General features: G+C 41.3%; 22 protein-coding genes. 15 read left to right on the forward strand and 7 right to left on the reverse strand.

From position 1 onward, the window contains the following. Positions 1 to 19 precede the first annotated feature (19 nt). Both QV04_RS10645 and QV04_RS10650 read left to right on the forward strand, forming a co-directional pair. The gene (locus QV04_RS10645; protein WP_039146573.1) at positions 20 to 289 is read left to right on the forward strand and encodes a phage tail assembly protein; all 270 of its coding nucleotides are present in this window, start codon (positions 20 to 22) and stop codon (positions 287 to 289) included. After that, a complete protein-coding gene (locus tag QV04_RS10650; protein WP_328585940.1) occupies positions 276 to 440 on the forward strand; it encodes a GpE family phage tail protein in 165 nt (54 codons plus the stop codon). The genes QV04_RS10645 and QV04_RS10650 overlap by 14 nt, the downstream gene beginning before the upstream one ends. Here the strand turns inward: QV04_RS10650 and QV04_RS10655 are convergent. Then, a complete protein-coding gene (locus tag QV04_RS10655; protein WP_065230997.1) occupies positions 426 to 725 on the reverse strand; it encodes a hypothetical protein in 300 nt (99 codons plus the stop codon). The genes QV04_RS10650 and QV04_RS10655 overlap by 15 nt on opposite strands. Before the next feature lie 55 nt (positions 726 to 780). Between QV04_RS10655 and QV04_RS10660 the strand changes: the two genes are divergently transcribed. The 10 genes from QV04_RS10660 to QV04_RS10705 all read left to right on the forward strand — a co-directional run bounded on the left by QV04_RS10660 (position 781) and on the right by QV04_RS10705 (position 9,721). Beyond that, the gene (locus QV04_RS10660; protein WP_065233454.1) at positions 781 to 3,543 is read left to right on the forward strand and encodes a phage tail tape measure protein; all 2,763 of its coding nucleotides are present in this window, start codon (positions 781 to 783) and stop codon (positions 3,541 to 3,543) included. Further along, positions 3,543 to 4,475 carry a phage tail protein gene (locus tag QV04_RS10665; protein WP_065230999.1) on the forward strand — a complete coding sequence of 311 codons (933 nt, stop codon included), beginning with the start codon at positions 3,543 to 3,545 and terminating at the stop codon, positions 4,473 to 4,475. Before QV04_RS10660 ends, QV04_RS10665 begins: the two co-directional genes overlap by 1 nt. Next, entirely contained in the window at positions 4,468 to 4,692 is a 225-nt protein-coding gene (locus QV04_RS10670) for a tail protein X (protein ID WP_013746420.1), read from the forward strand. Before QV04_RS10665 ends, QV04_RS10670 begins: the two co-directional genes overlap by 8 nt. Further along, positions 4,689 to 5,750, forward strand: a complete 1,062-nt coding sequence (locus QV04_RS10675; protein ID WP_065231000.1) for a phage late control D family protein — start codon at positions 4,689 to 4,691, stop codon at positions 5,748 to 5,750. The genes QV04_RS10670 and QV04_RS10675 overlap by 4 nt, the downstream gene beginning before the upstream one ends. Further along, complete coding sequence (locus QV04_RS10680) at positions 5,728 to 6,243, forward strand: phage baseplate assembly protein V (RefSeq protein WP_065231001.1); 516 nt, start codon at positions 5,728 to 5,730, stop codon at positions 6,241 to 6,243. Before QV04_RS10675 ends, QV04_RS10680 begins: the two co-directional genes overlap by 23 nt. A gap of 54 nt (positions 6,244 to 6,297) precedes the next feature. Beyond that, a complete protein-coding gene (locus QV04_RS10685) occupies positions 6,298 to 6,663 on the forward strand; it encodes a GPW/gp25 family protein (protein ID WP_039156498.1) in 366 nt (121 codons plus the stop codon). Then, positions 6,656 to 7,771 carry a baseplate assembly protein gene (locus QV04_RS10690; RefSeq protein ID WP_065231002.1) on the forward strand — a complete coding sequence of 372 codons (1,116 nt, stop codon included), beginning with the start codon at positions 6,656 to 6,658 and terminating at the stop codon, positions 7,769 to 7,771. The genes QV04_RS10685 and QV04_RS10690 overlap by 8 nt, the downstream gene beginning before the upstream one ends. Beyond that, positions 7,764 to 8,333: a phage tail protein gene (locus tag QV04_RS10695; RefSeq protein ID WP_065231003.1), complete on the forward strand. Its 570-nt coding sequence runs from the start codon at positions 7,764 to 7,766 to the stop codon at positions 8,331 to 8,333. Before QV04_RS10690 ends, QV04_RS10695 begins: the two co-directional genes overlap by 8 nt. A 25-nt stretch (positions 8,334 to 8,358) precedes the next feature. Then, complete coding sequence (locus QV04_RS10700; protein ID WP_065233455.1) at positions 8,359 to 9,483, forward strand: phage tail protein; 1,125 nt, start codon at positions 8,359 to 8,361, stop codon at positions 9,481 to 9,483. Positions 9,484 to 9,556: 73 nt separating this feature from the next. Next, complete coding sequence (locus QV04_RS10705; protein ID WP_156539690.1) at positions 9,557 to 9,721, forward strand: hypothetical protein; 165 nt, start codon at positions 9,557 to 9,559, stop codon at positions 9,719 to 9,721. Positions 9,722 to 9,733: 12 nt separating this feature from the next. Here the strand turns inward: QV04_RS10705 and QV04_RS10710 are convergent, their stop codons facing one another. From QV04_RS10710 to QV04_RS11875, 4 genes are all read right to left on the reverse strand, one after another. Beyond that, on the reverse strand, positions 9,734 to 9,997 hold the full coding sequence (locus tag QV04_RS10710; protein WP_065233456.1) for a hypothetical protein: 264 nt from the start codon (positions 9,995 to 9,997) through the stop codon (positions 9,734 to 9,736). Next, positions 9,966 to 10,154 carry a hypothetical protein gene (locus QV04_RS11990; RefSeq protein ID WP_419177523.1) on the reverse strand — a complete coding sequence of 63 codons (189 nt, stop codon included), beginning with the start codon at positions 10,152 to 10,154 and terminating at the stop codon, positions 9,966 to 9,968. Before QV04_RS11990 ends, QV04_RS10710 begins: the two co-directional genes overlap by 32 nt. 418 nt (positions 10,155 to 10,572) lie before the next feature. Further along, positions 10,573 to 11,121, reverse strand: coding sequence for a tyrosine-type recombinase/integrase (locus QV04_RS11870; RefSeq protein WP_328585941.1), 549 nt, complete (start codon positions 11,119 to 11,121; stop codon positions 10,573 to 10,575). After that, the gene (locus tag QV04_RS11875; RefSeq protein ID WP_231924157.1) at positions 11,019 to 11,591 is read right to left on the reverse strand and encodes a site-specific integrase; all 573 of its coding nucleotides are present in this window, start codon (positions 11,589 to 11,591) and stop codon (positions 11,019 to 11,021) included. Before QV04_RS11875 ends, QV04_RS11870 begins: the two co-directional genes overlap by 103 nt. 88 nt (positions 11,592 to 11,679) lie before the next feature. Here QV04_RS11875 and QV04_RS10725 point away from each other — a divergent pair, with 88 nt between their 5' ends. The 3 genes from QV04_RS10725 to QV04_RS10735 are packed head-to-tail and all read left to right on the forward strand — an operon-like array spanning position 11,680 to position 13,065. After that, the gene (locus QV04_RS10725; RefSeq protein ID WP_065231009.1) at positions 11,680 to 12,336 is read left to right on the forward strand and encodes a hypothetical protein; all 657 of its coding nucleotides are present in this window, start codon (positions 11,680 to 11,682) and stop codon (positions 12,334 to 12,336) included. Next, positions 12,333 to 12,827 carry an enoyl-CoA hydratase gene (locus QV04_RS10730; protein ID WP_065231010.1) on the forward strand — a complete coding sequence of 165 codons (495 nt, stop codon included), beginning with the start codon at positions 12,333 to 12,335 and terminating at the stop codon, positions 12,825 to 12,827. The genes QV04_RS10725 and QV04_RS10730 overlap by 4 nt, the downstream gene beginning before the upstream one ends. Before the next feature lie 7 nt (positions 12,828 to 12,834). Next, a complete protein-coding gene (locus QV04_RS10735; protein WP_017807578.1) occupies positions 12,835 to 13,065 on the forward strand; it encodes a DUF7681 family protein in 231 nt (76 codons plus the stop codon). A gap of 141 nt (positions 13,066 to 13,206) precedes the next feature. Here QV04_RS10735 and QV04_RS10740 read toward each other — a convergent pair whose 3' ends face one another. Both QV04_RS10740 and QV04_RS10745 read right to left on the reverse strand, forming a co-directional pair. Next, entirely contained in the window at positions 13,207 to 13,587 is a 381-nt protein-coding gene (locus QV04_RS10740; RefSeq protein ID WP_065231011.1) for a restriction endonuclease PLD domain-containing protein, read from the reverse strand. Between the two features lie 11 nt (positions 13,588 to 13,598). Continuing rightward, positions 13,599 to 14,672 (reverse strand): DNA cytosine methyltransferase, encoded by a 1,074-nt coding sequence (locus QV04_RS10745; RefSeq protein ID WP_065231012.1) that lies wholly within the window; start codon positions 14,670 to 14,672, stop codon positions 13,599 to 13,601. Between the last annotated feature and the right edge of the window lie 332 nt (positions 14,673 to 15,004).

Below are 15,004 nucleotides of genomic sequence, written 5' to 3' on the forward strand. Positions count from 1 at the left end.
ACCTACTAAGGAGTTTTTTATGTCTATGAAAGTTGAAGCATTAACTAACGTGATTCGTTTATCCACCCCAATTACCTTAGCAGACGGTATAGCGTTAGAAGAAGTAAAAGTGCGTGAACCGCTTGTCAAGGATTTTCGCCGTGCCGCACAGTTAGCAAAATCCAATGAAGAGCGAGAAATTATTCTGATTGCCGCCTGTTGTGGGTTAACAGTTGAAGACATTGATCAGATGACTTGGAAGGATTATCGCAAGATAAGCTCGTTTCTGTTCGGTGATGATGCCGAATGATGAAGCGTTAATGACGATATTGGCGGATTTAAAATGGTGGTTCGGGTTTACGCTTGCTGAGTTGGAGGGATTGACGTTATCTGAATTAGAAACGTGGCTTGCTCAAGCACAACGGCAAATTAAAGCTGGTTATGCTTCACCGCTTCAATAAACGATAAATGGCTTGACATAGGCTGACAACAGCCTGTACCAAGCCAGCAATCACGATAAGTAACAAGCTTAGAGCTGGACTGGCAAGTACGGTAAGTAACGCGATAAACAGACTTAAAACAACTGCAACGATCATTCCTATCATCCAGCCGTAATCAACAATGGTTATTATGGTGAGATAACCAAAATAACTAAAGACGCACAAGATTATCACGCAAAGTAAGATAGCTCCTGTGCGTTCATAAATTGAACCGCCTCGCCATAAGTCAATTATTTCATCGAACATCTTATGCTCCTTGCTATTGCGTTATTAAACCTATATTTACCACAGGATCATATAAATGGCAAAAGAATTAGCGATTGGTTTAGTGATTGGTGCTGCACTTGGCGGTGGCTTTAAGGCTACCTTTAATCAAGCGCAAAAGAGTGTCAAAGGCTTGGGTGATCGGCTGTCTAAAGCCTATCAATCACAATCTCGACTTGGCACACGTATTGAACGAGCACAACAAAAACAACTCACGTTACAGCATCGTATTTCACTGGCTTATGCGACCGGAGATAAAAATGTCACTAAATTGGTACGTCGTTATGAGCGTATGCAACAATTCATTGGGCGTGCCACAGCTAAGCAACAACAATTTACAGCTGCGATTGAACGCGCTGAAAAAGCACAGCAACGATTACAAGCAACGATGGACAAACAGCTATCCCGTAAAGCTCAGCGTGAAGAGTTCTCCAGCGGTTTTATAAAAAGTAGTGCGACAGCAACAGCGATTGCATTACCCGTTTGGTCAACGGTCAAGACATTTATTGAGCAAGAGGAAGCGGCAAATAATCTCAAAATTGCCATGATGAAAGCCGATGGAACGTTTGGTAAGTTTAATGAGATTGGCAAGATAGCAGATCAACTCGGCACGGATTTACCTGGTACAAGAAAGGATTTTTATAATTTAGCCAGTGCATTGCAAAAACAAGGGATATCCGAGAAAGTGCTACTTGGTGGGGCGTTTAAAACTGCAGCTAAATTGAATGTGTTGCTTGAGATGGATCAATTTGAAGGCGGTGAGTTTCTTGCTAAGTTTATGGAGTCTCACGGTTTAAAAGATGCAGAGCTGGGTAAAGCTGCTGATTATTTACAGCGAGTAATGTATGCAGCTGGTTTAAATAAGGCTCAAGTGTATGAATCAATGAAATACTATGCTCCTAAAGTGAACTCTCTAGGTCTTACAGGCGCAGAAAATACAGAGAAAATTCTTGCAATTGAGGGGATGGCTGGGCAAAGAGGGCTTGAGGGTTCAACCTTTGGAACGGGTTTTAATATGATGTTATCCCGAATGAACAAAGGACCGAAAATGCTTGCGGCAGCTAAAAAGGGAATGAAAGCGGAAGCACGAGATATGATGGATGCAGCTGGTGTTACGTTTGAATTTTGGGATAAAAAGGGTAACTTCAAAGGGATTGATGCAATGATCGCCGAGATGGCGAAATTTGAACAAATTCGTAAAAAGTTTGGTGATGAAGGAGTAGGTTTAGTTGCAGAAGAGTTATTTGGAATTGAGGGTGGGCGACTAGCAGATATTTTGGCTCAAAAAGGTGTAGCTGGGTTAAATGAAATGCTTGAAAAAATGCGAGCTCAAGCTAGCCTCGAAGATCGTATTGCACAAAAAACCAAAACACTATCCTCGGCGTTAGAAGCGTTAGGTGGGGTTTGGGAAAGCGCGGTTGGCACGTTTGGCTCAGCATTTGCTGAGGATATTAAGTCATTTGCGAATACGGCGCAAAATTTCATTGAAGGCATACTTGCGCCGTGGATTGAAAAGCATAAATCGTTAATCAAATGGGGTGTAGCGACAGCAATGGGATTAGCATCATTAAGCACCGCCGTCTTCGCACTCCGCTTTGCTTTTAGCGGTTTATTCTCTATTGCAGCAGCAATTAAACTCCCAATGCAATTACTTAAAGCCTATCAAGCTGCCAAAGCAGTAGATAGCTTGACAGGTTCTGTATCGCGTTTTTCTCGCTTCAGTAAAGGAATTGGCTGGGTGGTCACTTCAATGAAAAGCGGATTGGTGGGATTAGCAAAAGTGCTTGGTGGCGGGTTGCTTAGGGGGATTAACCTCGCAGGGAAAGCAGTGCTCTTTTTGGGGCGAGCAATGCTTGCTAACCCAATTGGTCTTGCGGTGACGGCAATTGCGCTCGGAGCTTACTTAATTTATCAATACTGGGAGCCGATTAAAGTTTTCTTTAGTGATTTGTGGACAAATATCAAAACCTTTTTTAATTCCGGCATCGGTAACATCACTGCCACTATTCTTAATTGGTCGCCGTTAGGCTTATTCTACAAAGTCTTCGCCGGTGTGTTGTCGTGGTTTGGCATTGATTTGCCTAATAATTTTACCGAGTTTGGTAAAAACATCATTAACGGATTGGTAAACGGGATTAATCAGGCTTGGGAGAGTGCCAAGCAGACGGTCAGCGAACTCGGCGACAGTGTCAAAAATTGGTTTACGGAAAAACTCGGCATTCACTCGCCAAGTCGGGTATTTATGGGCTATGGTGAAAACACAGTGGATGGCTTAGTCATCGGAGTAGCAAAATCAGCGATGAAAGCCGCTAATGCGGTGAGTGGTATGGGTGAAAAAATGCAGCAAGCTATGCCAAAAGCGTTATCTGTGCCTGCTATTGAAACTGCATTGGCACTCACAAATAAACTGCCACAAGTGACATCAGTAAAAACAGCACAATCCACTTTATCTGCAAAAACAAAAAGCACTGTTCGCAAGCATACTGTTAATCGTGCTGCTGCCGATGCGGCGACTGCGGCATTAACAGCAAGTTATTTACCATCATCGTTACGTCAATCAGTGCAGCAAAAATCAAAGCCAAAACCTTTACAAGAGGCATTACAACAGCGAAATGTCGCTGTTCGTGAGCAAACCAAAGATAATGCGATTACAGTCACCTTTAACCCAACCATTAATGTCAATGGTGCGTCTGGGCAAGGCGTAATTGAACAAGTACAGCAAGGCTTACAGATGAGTTTACGAGAATTTGAGCAGATGATTAATCGTGTGGTAGATCAAAAAATGCGGAGGTCTTACTAATGAGTTATGCGTTATTAGGGCATATCGCCTTTGATTTGTTAAATGCACCGACAGCGTTGGATGAAAAACACAGTGCGACCTATACCCAACACGATGTGCTAAGCGGTCGCCCACGGTTGCAGGTAATGGGCAATGAACTCACTGAACTGACATTAACACTTAACTTGCATTATATGTTAGGTGCCGTTGATGAACGCTATCAAGAACTGATTTTGGCTAAAGAAAATCAACAGGCACTGGCTTTGGTGTTAGGTTTCAGCAAGTTTAAAGGCTACTTTGTTATTACTGATATTCAAAGCCAAGCACTTTATACGGACGGTCGGGGTAATACGTTAGCACGTGATATTTCATTGACACTGAGAGAATTTGTGGGAGATCAAGGTCAAGACGTACTCGGATTAGCGTTGCAGTTAGGGAGTAGTTCGCCGCTGGGGGCATTGTTGCCTGCTGGTGCGGTGAAAGCGATTAATCAAACTAAGGCGTTAATCACTAAAGGCGTGCAGCTCTATCAACAGACAAAACGTGTAATTAATGATGTGCGTAATACAGTAACATTGATTAAAACGCTAGCACAAGATCCACTTTCTGCTTTAACACAATTACCCTTCGCTTTAGATAGTGTGGGTAAATCGATAGGGCCACTTGGTGAAATGCTAGGATTATCCAATAGTTTTAATGCGTTAACTCAAGGGATTACGGGAACGCAATATTTTCTCCGTGACATCGCTGAAATTGCGGAGAATTTAAACGTCTTTGAAAGTGCGTTTAAACAAGGTTTAAACGACAGTAAACTAAGTGAATGGTTCGATGTTGGTGTGAAAGCGTTAGACAGCTGTGATACAGTGCTTGAACGCCTTAGCGAACCTGTAACGCAAATGACGGCGTGGATTGTGTTACGCGAAGATAGTAACGGCGAGGTGCGTGATGAATAAAGTGATTCAGCACACGATTAGCGAAGGCGAACGTTGGGATTTACTTGCCTATCGCTATTACGGCGATGTAGGTGAAATCAACCGTTTAATGAACGCTAACCCACACCTCTCATTTTGCGAAGTCTTGCCACGTGGCGAAACCTTATATGTGCCGATTATTCAGGTGAAAACCGATTCGCAAGCGGATTTGCCGCCGTGGATGCAGGAGGCAGAATGAATTTAACCGTCAGTCAACCCGACTTTCAACTCTTCTACGGCAAAAGTAACATCACGACTGATGTTAAGCCCTATTTAAAAGAACTCAGTTACACCGATTATCTCGCCGATCAATCGGACGAATTGCAGGTGACCTTTGAGGATATTGAGGGCAAATGGATCCGTAACTGGTTCCCCACACAAGGCGATGAGCTGCGGCTGCTATTGGGGTATGTTGGTACACCGTTGGTCAATCTTGGCGCGTTTGAGATCGATGAGATTGAGTGGTTATATGACCGTCAAAGTGGCACAGTGGTGACGCTGCGAGCGTTAAGTACGGGTATCAGCAAAGCCAATCGCACCTTAAAGCCGAAAGCGTATGAAAACACCACGTTAGCAGCGATTGTGCGTGAGGTGGCAAGACGCTTAAAACTCAATGTCAGTGGCACAGTCGCTCATATTCCGATTAAGCGCGTCACGCAATATCAAGAGCGAGATGTTGAGTTTTTGACGCGTCTTGCTCACGAATATAACCACAGCTTTAAAATTGTCGGTAAAACATTGGTCTTTACCACAATGCAAAGCCTCGAACAACGTGCAGCCGTGGCAACGCTAGATTTAACGCAAACGATCGCTATCCGCTTGCGTGATCGCATAAAAGACGCAGTAAAAAAGGTGAAGATTGCCGGTTTTAATACCGATGAGAAAAAAGCAATAAAAGCCGAACGGCAGACTAAAAGCAAACGCCCGAACAAAAAACAAGCGAAAGCTAGCAATGAAGATACATTAAAAGTGGTAACACGAGGCGAGAGTCAAGAACAGATAAATGCACGAGCAGAAGCCGCATTGCATCAGCAAAATGATGATCAACAAGCTGGCGATATTACTGTTATCGGTAATCCGAAGCTGGTCGCCGGCAATACCATTATGCTGACACAAATGGGGATGTTTAGCGGCAAGTATTTGATTAAATCCGCACATCATAGCTTTACCCGTTCAAACGGCTATACCACTAGCCTTGAAATCCGAATGTTAGAATTTATTGAGGAGATAGCAAATGACACAAGCACCAACCCATAATTTTGCAGCGACTTATCAAGAAGGCATTGTCTCACAAGTGGATGCTAAACGACATAAAATCAAAGCGACAATTCCAGTACTGGAAGATTTTGAAACGGCGTGGTTGTCGTTTTTAACACCGAATGCCGGCGGTAATCAGTTTTATTGTTTGCCTGATGTGGGTGAATTGGTCGCTATTTTGCTTGACGCGCGTGGTGAAGGTGGCTGTGTGCTTGGCACGATTTACAACAATCAAGACCTAGCTCCAGCTTCAAGTAACGACATTTGGATGAAAAAATTTAGCAATGGCACAACAATCGAGCATAACCGCAAAACTGGTGATATTGCCATTCACGCCGCAGGCAAAATCATCGTTAATGACAGTCTTGTTGATGTGTATGATGGCACAGTAACGGTTAAAAATGGTGATGTGATTGCCGATGGTGTTAGCCTTAAAAACCACGTCCACGTCAATGTTGCTAGTGGGCCGTCTAAGACCGGCAAGCCAGCATAAATCTTTAAAGCCCTTTAAAATCAATTTTTCTCTCCGCCCTGTATTCTCAGGGCTATGAAGACACAAATTACCCATATCCATTGGCAACTCTCGCCGGAACTTGGTGATAACATCGCCATTACCGGCGAAAACGATATCCACCAATGTATCAGCAATATTTTGGCTACCCGAAAGGGCAGCGACATTTTGCGCCCCGAGTTTGGTAGCAATCATTTTGACTACATCGACCAGCCGTTTGATGTGGCAGTGCCAAATATCGTGCGTGAAATTTGGACGGCGTTAGAACGCTGGGAAACACGGATTGTGGTGCAAAGCGTCAATGTTACTGGCGAAGCACCGCACTTTTATTTTGATATTCGCTGGTGCTTACGTGATGACGTGGAGCGACAAATTTATCAAACTGAGGTGAACTATGGTTAGTCAAGCCAGAGAAGACGTCAAAATTATTGCAGATGACGTAAAAGTCATCTTAGCGGAAGCGATTGCGGACTACGAACAGCGTACTGGCAAAACCTTACAGCCAGCACATATTGAGCGTTCGATTATTCAAACTTATGCCTATCGTGAGTTGTTAATCCGCAAAGGGATTAATGAAGCCTTTTTACAGACGTTTCCTCAGTACGCCACAGGCTTAGCCCTCGATTTATGTGGTGAGCCGTTCGGTTGTTATCGCTTGCGTGATAAGGCGGCACGTTGTGTGTTGCGTTTTAGTGTTGCCGGTGAGCATCAATCTATTTTAATTCCTAAAGGCACAGTGGTCGCAGTTACTGACCAACTTAGTTTTGTCACAATTGCTGATGACGTCATTACGCCGTTAATTAGCTATGTCGAAGTTGAAGCAGAAGCTACGGTTACTGGCATACTTGGAAATGGCTGGGAAATCGGACGTGTTAAAACCTTAAAAAGCAAACTCGCCACCGACAAAGAGGTTACCGTTACCAATATTGACATCACCTCAGGTGGCATTGAAGAGGAAGATGATGATGCTTATCGCTTGCGGATTTTAGCCGCACCGGAAGCCTTTAACACTTGTGGTTCGGTTGCTGCTTATGACTATTACACTCGCTCAGTTTCACAAGCAATTGTTGATGTTGCTGTGATTACTCCAGCAGGCGGAAAAGTCGATATTTACCCACTTACCGTCACCGGTGTACCGGATGAACGCCTGAAAAATGAAATTAATCAATATCTCTCCGCCGAAACTCGCCGACCACTTTGTGATGTGGTTACTGTGAAGTCTCCAACGGTGCGAAGCTATCAAATTATCGCTGAATTAACGCTGTTGCAAGGTTATCGCGAAGACGTGGTGAAGACACAAGCCAGAGATGCGTTACTGAGTTATCTCTCTACCCGCACTCGCAAATTGGGAATGGATGTGGTGCCGAGTGCGTTAATGCAAGTGTTGCGGGTTGAGGGTGTCTATGACGTTGTGATTAATCAGCCGGCGAAAATGGTGGTGGCTGCAACGGAATGGGCAAACTGCACCGCGGTTACTATTAATGTAAATGGAGTGCGGCAAGATGGCTAATTTACAGTATCCAACAATCATTGCTGCAAGTGATAAGTTTGTGGCGTTGTGTGAACTTGGCAAACGTCTCGACCTGACGGAGAAACGTCAAATTATGACAACATTAGTTGAGTTATTACCTGATGATGTGATGCCACTACTTGCTGAAAAATGGAGTATGACAGGCTATGACGGGATGTTTGCAGCGCAAACAGATCAATCTAAGTCTGTATTAATCAATAATGCTGTGCAATTACACCGTTATAAAGGTACACCGTACAGTATCCGCGAGGTATTACGCAAGCTAGGTTATGGCGAGGTTGAGATTGACGAAGGGCTTATCTTACGCGATTACAGCTCTAACCAATCTGTTGCTGCAATTCCAGCGGCTGACAAATGGGCGTATTACGGCATTAAGCTCTCAAGACCTATCACCAAAGATCAAGCAGAAGAAATTAGAAAAACTTTACGCAGTTACGCCCCAGCACGCTGTGTGCTTGGCATCTTAGATTATAAATCTGCACCGTTGCTCTATAATAACAAAGCCACTTATAACGGGGCATATAACCACGGCTCAATCTAATAAAAAATTTAAAAAGGAGACAAAAATGGCAGGATTAAAAGAAGAAAACAAATGGGAAAATGAGATTTATCGCATTGAAGAAAACGACCCCGTGGTTGGTGGCGAGGACGGTCTCTCAAATAAACCGCAAAAGCAGTTAGCAAACCGCACACAATGGCTTAAAGCCAAAATTGCTGAGTTATTTAGTAAAGGCGCACCGAAGAAAATTACCGGCGATACGACAAATGCAGTGGCGGCAGATGGGCACACTCACGAAATCGAAAAAGCATCAACATCAAGATACGGCATTACGCAACTCACGGACAGTGTTAATTTTGCATCAAGTTTATTTGCGGCGTCCGCGAAGGCGGTTAAGACTGCTTATGACAAAGCGGTGTCAGCTTATAATTTGGCGGCAGGTAAAGCTAACTCAACTACCAATATATCTGCTGGAAACGGCTTAACTGGTGGCGGTCAGATTAATGCGAATAGAACTATCGCGATGGGTACACCGTCAAGCATTACCGCATCAACCACAAACAGCGTCACTTCAACCAGCCATACACACGCGATTGATAAAGGCAGCTTAACGACCAGTGGCATTGTGCAATTAACAGATAGCGTTAATCAGGATTCCTCTGTTTTTGCGGCAACCGCTAAGGCGGTTAAGACTGCTTATGACAAAGCGGTGTCAGCTTATAGTTCAGCAGCAAATAAAGTGAGCAAAGCTGGGGACACAATGACAGGTGTTTTGCGTGCAGCCGATTTTGTGATGAATCGTAACGGTAATCAAAAACTATCTTCTCTTTTTGATGCATTGATAAAGCTCGCACAAGGTGATGCGTCAGGCTTCCAAAGCATAGTGAATACGTGGGGTAATGCCGGCACAACACCGTTGGGAATTACTTATAATTTTACCAACCCTAACGCATGGTATATTTGCTTCGGACCTTTTTTTGGGAATCTTATTATCCAAGGGGGATATATATTAAAGTCGTCTGGCGTATTCATATTTCCCGTTTCGTATCCCAATAAATGTTTTTATGTAAATTTAATGGAACTATCAAAAAGTGATGTTGGAACAATAGACACTAGCAGTGATGTCAATTTAATTCGAGCTATATTTTTTAATGTAGGAGCTGACGCACTTGTACTTTCTATTGGGCAGTAGCCAAGGGGGACGTTTCGAACTGTTATTAAACGAAACATATAAAATCGTAAAAATACCAATTGCTGTAAAACTAATGTTAGAGGCAATAAATTATCAAGCGGAACACGGAAGTCAAACAAAAGCACCTTTGTGGGCTTACGGCTGGAATGTGGCTAAAGCAAATAACACCACTGAAGTATGTTTTTTGTCAAGCGGATCTGGCGATTTGCAGCGTTATTTATGCGTTGGTATTGGATAGCTATCACATAACTTAAAAAGCTATGCAGAGGTACTTCCCCCAAATACGTGCTTCTAGTCCAGGTCTGGGGCGTTCTGCATAGATTTTAAACGAGTTTCTTGTTAAATCATAAATATTATAAATAAAAGGATTTCCAGAATAGTCGTAATCTGTTGCTCCAACATAGACAATTATATTAACTGTAATTGGTAAATTAACGGAGCTTTTATTATTAATGAGATTGCTGCCTAAATCTCCCCCTTGGCTAGACGCCGGCGCAAAAATATCGGATGGCATAACGCTCTCCATAACCGTTATTTGCACTCCGTAGCATTACTGTTGTTTTATTTTTGGCTCTTGCTGTATACAACTCTGTTGTAATGGCTACAGATCCACCGCTATGCATCCCAACGATAGTATAATTGTAGTTATTAAATGGGATGGCAAAGGTAATATCACAGTTACCTTTATTATTTGTGAGTGCAGTTCCCCCTTGGCTAGGCTAGATGCCAACAGAAAACCATTCAACAAAACCTACTTTAGCGCCTCTGTAACCTTGATATGATATTATGGCAACATATGTATTTTCCATTTTTTCCACGTTAGCATTTTCTGCAGTTTGCGAATAGCCAGTATCGCTGGCGTTTGCACACGCAAATAAGTTAGTAGCTTTATATCTTATTGGCAGTGTCACAACTGTAACATTACCAACAGTTTCAACCGATCCTCCCTTGGGTAATCATATCAGCAGGGAAAGCTGGGTTTTTACTGATTTTTTTATCCAGTAACACACAAATAACAATCGCTTTAAACGGTGATTTAATCACTGTTTAAAGCGATTTAAAGGCAGGTTAAAAACACGATTAACTACATTATTTGAGCAAATTTATCACTTTTCGCAAGTGTATCAATGTCTTATGCGTATAAACACTATCTCCGACATTATTTGATGCGTGTCCCAGCAATCTGTCGCGTGCAACTTTGTTGGCACCGGCAGCATCAAGCAAAGTTGCTACTGTGTGGCGACAGTCGTGTGTAGTGTGTTTTGCTCGGATTGCTTGCATTGCTTTCGCAAATTGCGTTGCTGCTTTGGCATAAGTTAGAGGTTGACCAGTTTCGTCAACAAACAGGTATTTCTGTTTTTTCTGAAGCCGCCGTTCTACAATTGGTAAAATACGAGGGTGGATTGGGATAATGCGAATACCTGCTTTTGTTTTTGACGTTGTGATGTCAAAATATTTTTGTTTTAAGTTGATATTACTGCGGCGTAGCTGCAACAGCTCTCCGACTCGCATCCCACTATAAAGTAAGATTAATGCTAAATCAGTGTCTGTTGTTTGGCATTGCCATAGCTTATTGATTTGTTGTCGCGTAAAAATTTTATGTGGATAGACAGGCGTGTTTTTCCCATTTGCAAATATTGCCCATAACTGCGATCAACCCACTCATTAATGATAGCATGTGCAAACAGCTGATTTATCAATGATCTTACTTTTTTTAAGCTCGCATATGATAATCCTTTTTCTTTCATACCATCTAAAATAGATTGCAGATGCCGATACTTAATTTTGTGGATTGGCATTGTGATAATCGCAGACAGATGGTTATAACTATTGCGATAGCTTTCTGCTGTCGACTTTGACACTTGTCTGGCGTGGATTGGATACCAGAGTTGGTACACTTTTGCCAATGTTATGCTGGGTTCCGGCTTATCTTGCTGATTGTGGTTTGCAAGTGCGGTCAATGCCTCTTCTTTTGTTTCAAAATAGCCAATTATGTTGTAAATCTGCTTTCCGCTTTCAGTATAGCCAACCGTTTTTCGTGCGATATATGGGCGGCGACGTCTGCCGCTAAGTTTAAATACTGATCCATAACCATTTGGTAGTCTCATATTGCCTCCGTCTTTAAATCTTTAAACCAGTTTAAAATCAATTTGTTTATCGCTCCTTTAAACTAAGGCGTAAAAAGGAGGTAATAGTATGAGCCTAATACATTTAATTGTGATTGATCCGGCAACCGGTCGGCGAGAAACATCGTTTGTTGTGCCGATACACGGCAAAACTTATGACGAGCTTGAGGCTAAAGCACGGGCAGATTATCCCGAATACTTATATTTGCGAGATGATGACGGTGCATTACAAACACAGCTGGTCAATCAGGATAGTTATTATCTTAACGGCAAAGTTGAGGTAAAACCGTCATCATTGCACGATTGGGACGGTACAAAGTGGGTACTTAATCAACAGCGACAAGCAGAGTTGGCTAACGAAAAACGTCAGCAGCTTATTGATGATATTGATAACACTGCCTCATCTCTCATTACAAAATGGACGCGATTTGAGTCCGAATATAAAGAGCGCGAAAAGGCAGCGTTGGCGTATCAAGAGCAGAATTATCAAGGTGATGCAAGTGTTTATATTGTCAGTTTTGCCCAAGCTGCCAATATTGATAATAAGTCGGCTGCGTTGCTTATTTTAAAACAAGCCGGTCAATTACGTAGCACGCTTGAAAAGATGTCGGCATTACGTATGCGGAAATATGAGTTAAAACAGCCAAATTTAACGTTAGACGAGATGCAAAAACTCCACAATGACATCATTGCACAAATGCAAGAATTAGCGGAAGCACAGCAATGACGGATCAAGTATTTTTAGCCTTGTATAAAGGCAAGCGTGATGGGCATAGTCTGTATAGTTATTGGTGCAGACTTAGTGATTGGTTAATTCGTAAATTTACGCGTGGTAAATATAGTCACTGCGAAATTGCAATCAAAAAACAAGCGAATTTCACAGCTCGCTATGACTGTGAAGAATATTACGAATGCTATAGCTCTTCTGTCAGGGATGGCGGTGTACGTAAAAAAGTAATTGATTTAGATGACGGAAAATGGGATTTAATTCCACTTACTGGCGTAAGCGAGTCGCAGGTTGTCTATTATTACCAGCTCACTAAGGGAAAAAAATATGACTGGTGGGGCGCGTTAGGATTGATTTTTTTAATTCCAGAACGTCGTGATAAATACTTCTGCAGTGAGTGGTGCGCAAGGGCGATTAATTACGGTTGTGAGGGCTGGCGGTTTTCTCCGAATCATTTAGCGGCAATTTTTAAATTAAAACATAAGGAGTAAATTGTAGATGAAAGGAAATCTAACATTTGGACAAAAAGCAGTAGGATTAACTTTTAATCCTGATAATAACGATGAAGTGACAAAGTGCAAACGGCTTTATGCGGACATCATTGATCAACTTAATGAGTTACGTAACTCAACAAATATACTAGAGGTTAAGCGTTTAGCCAGCGTGGCAATCACTGAAGCACAAACCGCTCAAATGTGGAGTGTAAAAGCGATTACCTACAAAGATTGAGAATGTAACAAGTAAACATAAAGAAGCGGCGATGTGGTAGGCTCTGACCTCTACCACATCAGCCTAAGCAGATAGCACCTGCATAGACCCGAGACCGCTTTGTCTGACCAGAGTGGATTTTTTATGATATTTAAATGTCATTTAAAACTTCATTTTGTATATATTTGAGTTTATTTTATAAAAATGAATACTAGTTCTACCGTATTTTATTAAATCTGAAGTTTTAATAGGAGCTCCTAAAGGAATACCCAGTTTTTCACGAAAATATCGACCAAATTCAGAATTATCATTAGGTGTATGAATAGCTTTTCCATTTTCCTGTGCAATAGAGCAAATAAATGAGTAACCATCTTCTGTTATAATTTTAAATTGAGTATCTCTGGGAAAGAAACCATAATTAGTAGAAGATATTTTTATATATGCTTGATTAGGCTCTCTTCCGTCTCTTTGCCCCCAATTTAAGCCTGAACGTTGCGGTAATTCCCCATTTTCATCAAGTAAGGTTTGTTCGATTTGTCCCATCTTTAAATCTCCTAGTCTTCATAAACTATAGGTCTAATATTACATTCAATTTTATCATAAAATTCTCCTGAAAAACACTTAAATAGGCTTTCTAAAATAATTCTCACTCCCTGACTTGGAACTGCCATTCCTATTTGCCTACGAACACTCTCTTTAGAACCACAAAATTCAAAATGATCGGGGAAAGTCTGGATTCGAGCTCTTTCTCTATTAGTTAAAGCCCTTGGTTCTTCCCAGTGGTACATATGTGTTCCACCTCCTCCGCTACCAGTTACAGTATATGATGGCTTATCAGGATCTAATCTCTTATAAATTTGACTAATTTTAGCTCCCTTTACTTTAAGCTTTAAATGTTCTGGAATATCTGCTGTAAAGGCGTTTTCACCAGGTTTTATATAATTCAACCTTTCAACTACACGCTTACTATGATGAGTCTTCTCATTATTTTTGGCTTTATCTGATATTGGTGGAACCTCTAAAGCAACTCTAACCGAGTTATTTATATTTGAAAATGGCTTTGTAGATGGAGGGTAAAATTGAACTTTAATATCTTTTCTAATTCCAATGATTATAACCCTCTTTCTTGATTGAGGAACTCCATAATTGTCGAAAGAATACAAGTGAGGATAAACAGAATATCCAGCCTCATACATTTCTTGTAATATAATGTTTAATGCTTCATTATCATTTGCACTCGTTAATCCTTCAACATTTTCAGCTAAAAACCATTTCGGCTGGAATTTTTTTAGTACTTTTATACCATACTCATATAATGCACCAAATTCACCATGAATACCTTTTTTTTCTCCGATAACGCTATAATCATTACATGGAAAACCAAAAGCTAAAGCATCTATATTAGAAATATTCATTAGTACATCTAGATCCAATTGTCTAATATCTTCACAAATAACAGATTTTTTCTCATTATTACATATATTCTTTGCATAAGTATTACATGTATCTTGATCATAATCTGTTGCCCATACATGCTCAATCCTAAATTTATTATTAGAAGCTAATCTTGCTCCATAAGCAATACCACCTGGACCACAAAAAAGTTCTCCTAGCTTAAATATTTCCATAAGTAAAGTCTCTCACTCTATCCATTTCAACAAGATTAGGAGCAGCTTAGCAGCTTTTACATAAAAATACAATCTATATTTAGAAACATTTTTTTGTACTTAATAAAAAATCCACATAACGTGGGAAAATGTTATGTGGAGAGATATGGAGCTCTATTTGACTGACTGCTTAATAATGTGGCTGGAGAGGTATGGGGGCTGTTTCAACATAGTTTAAAAGCGGTTTAAATAGTGTTTAAATACCATAAAAAATCCACATAACGTGGGAAATTTTTTTCTCAAGTTATGTGGCTGAGTTTCTCACTTTGCGTGGTTGGCTTGTAGTGATCCAC

Source organism: Gallibacterium genomosp. 1, from assembly GCF_001678575.1.
Taxonomy (GTDB): domain Bacteria; phylum Pseudomonadota; class Gammaproteobacteria; order Enterobacterales; family Pasteurellaceae; genus Gallibacterium.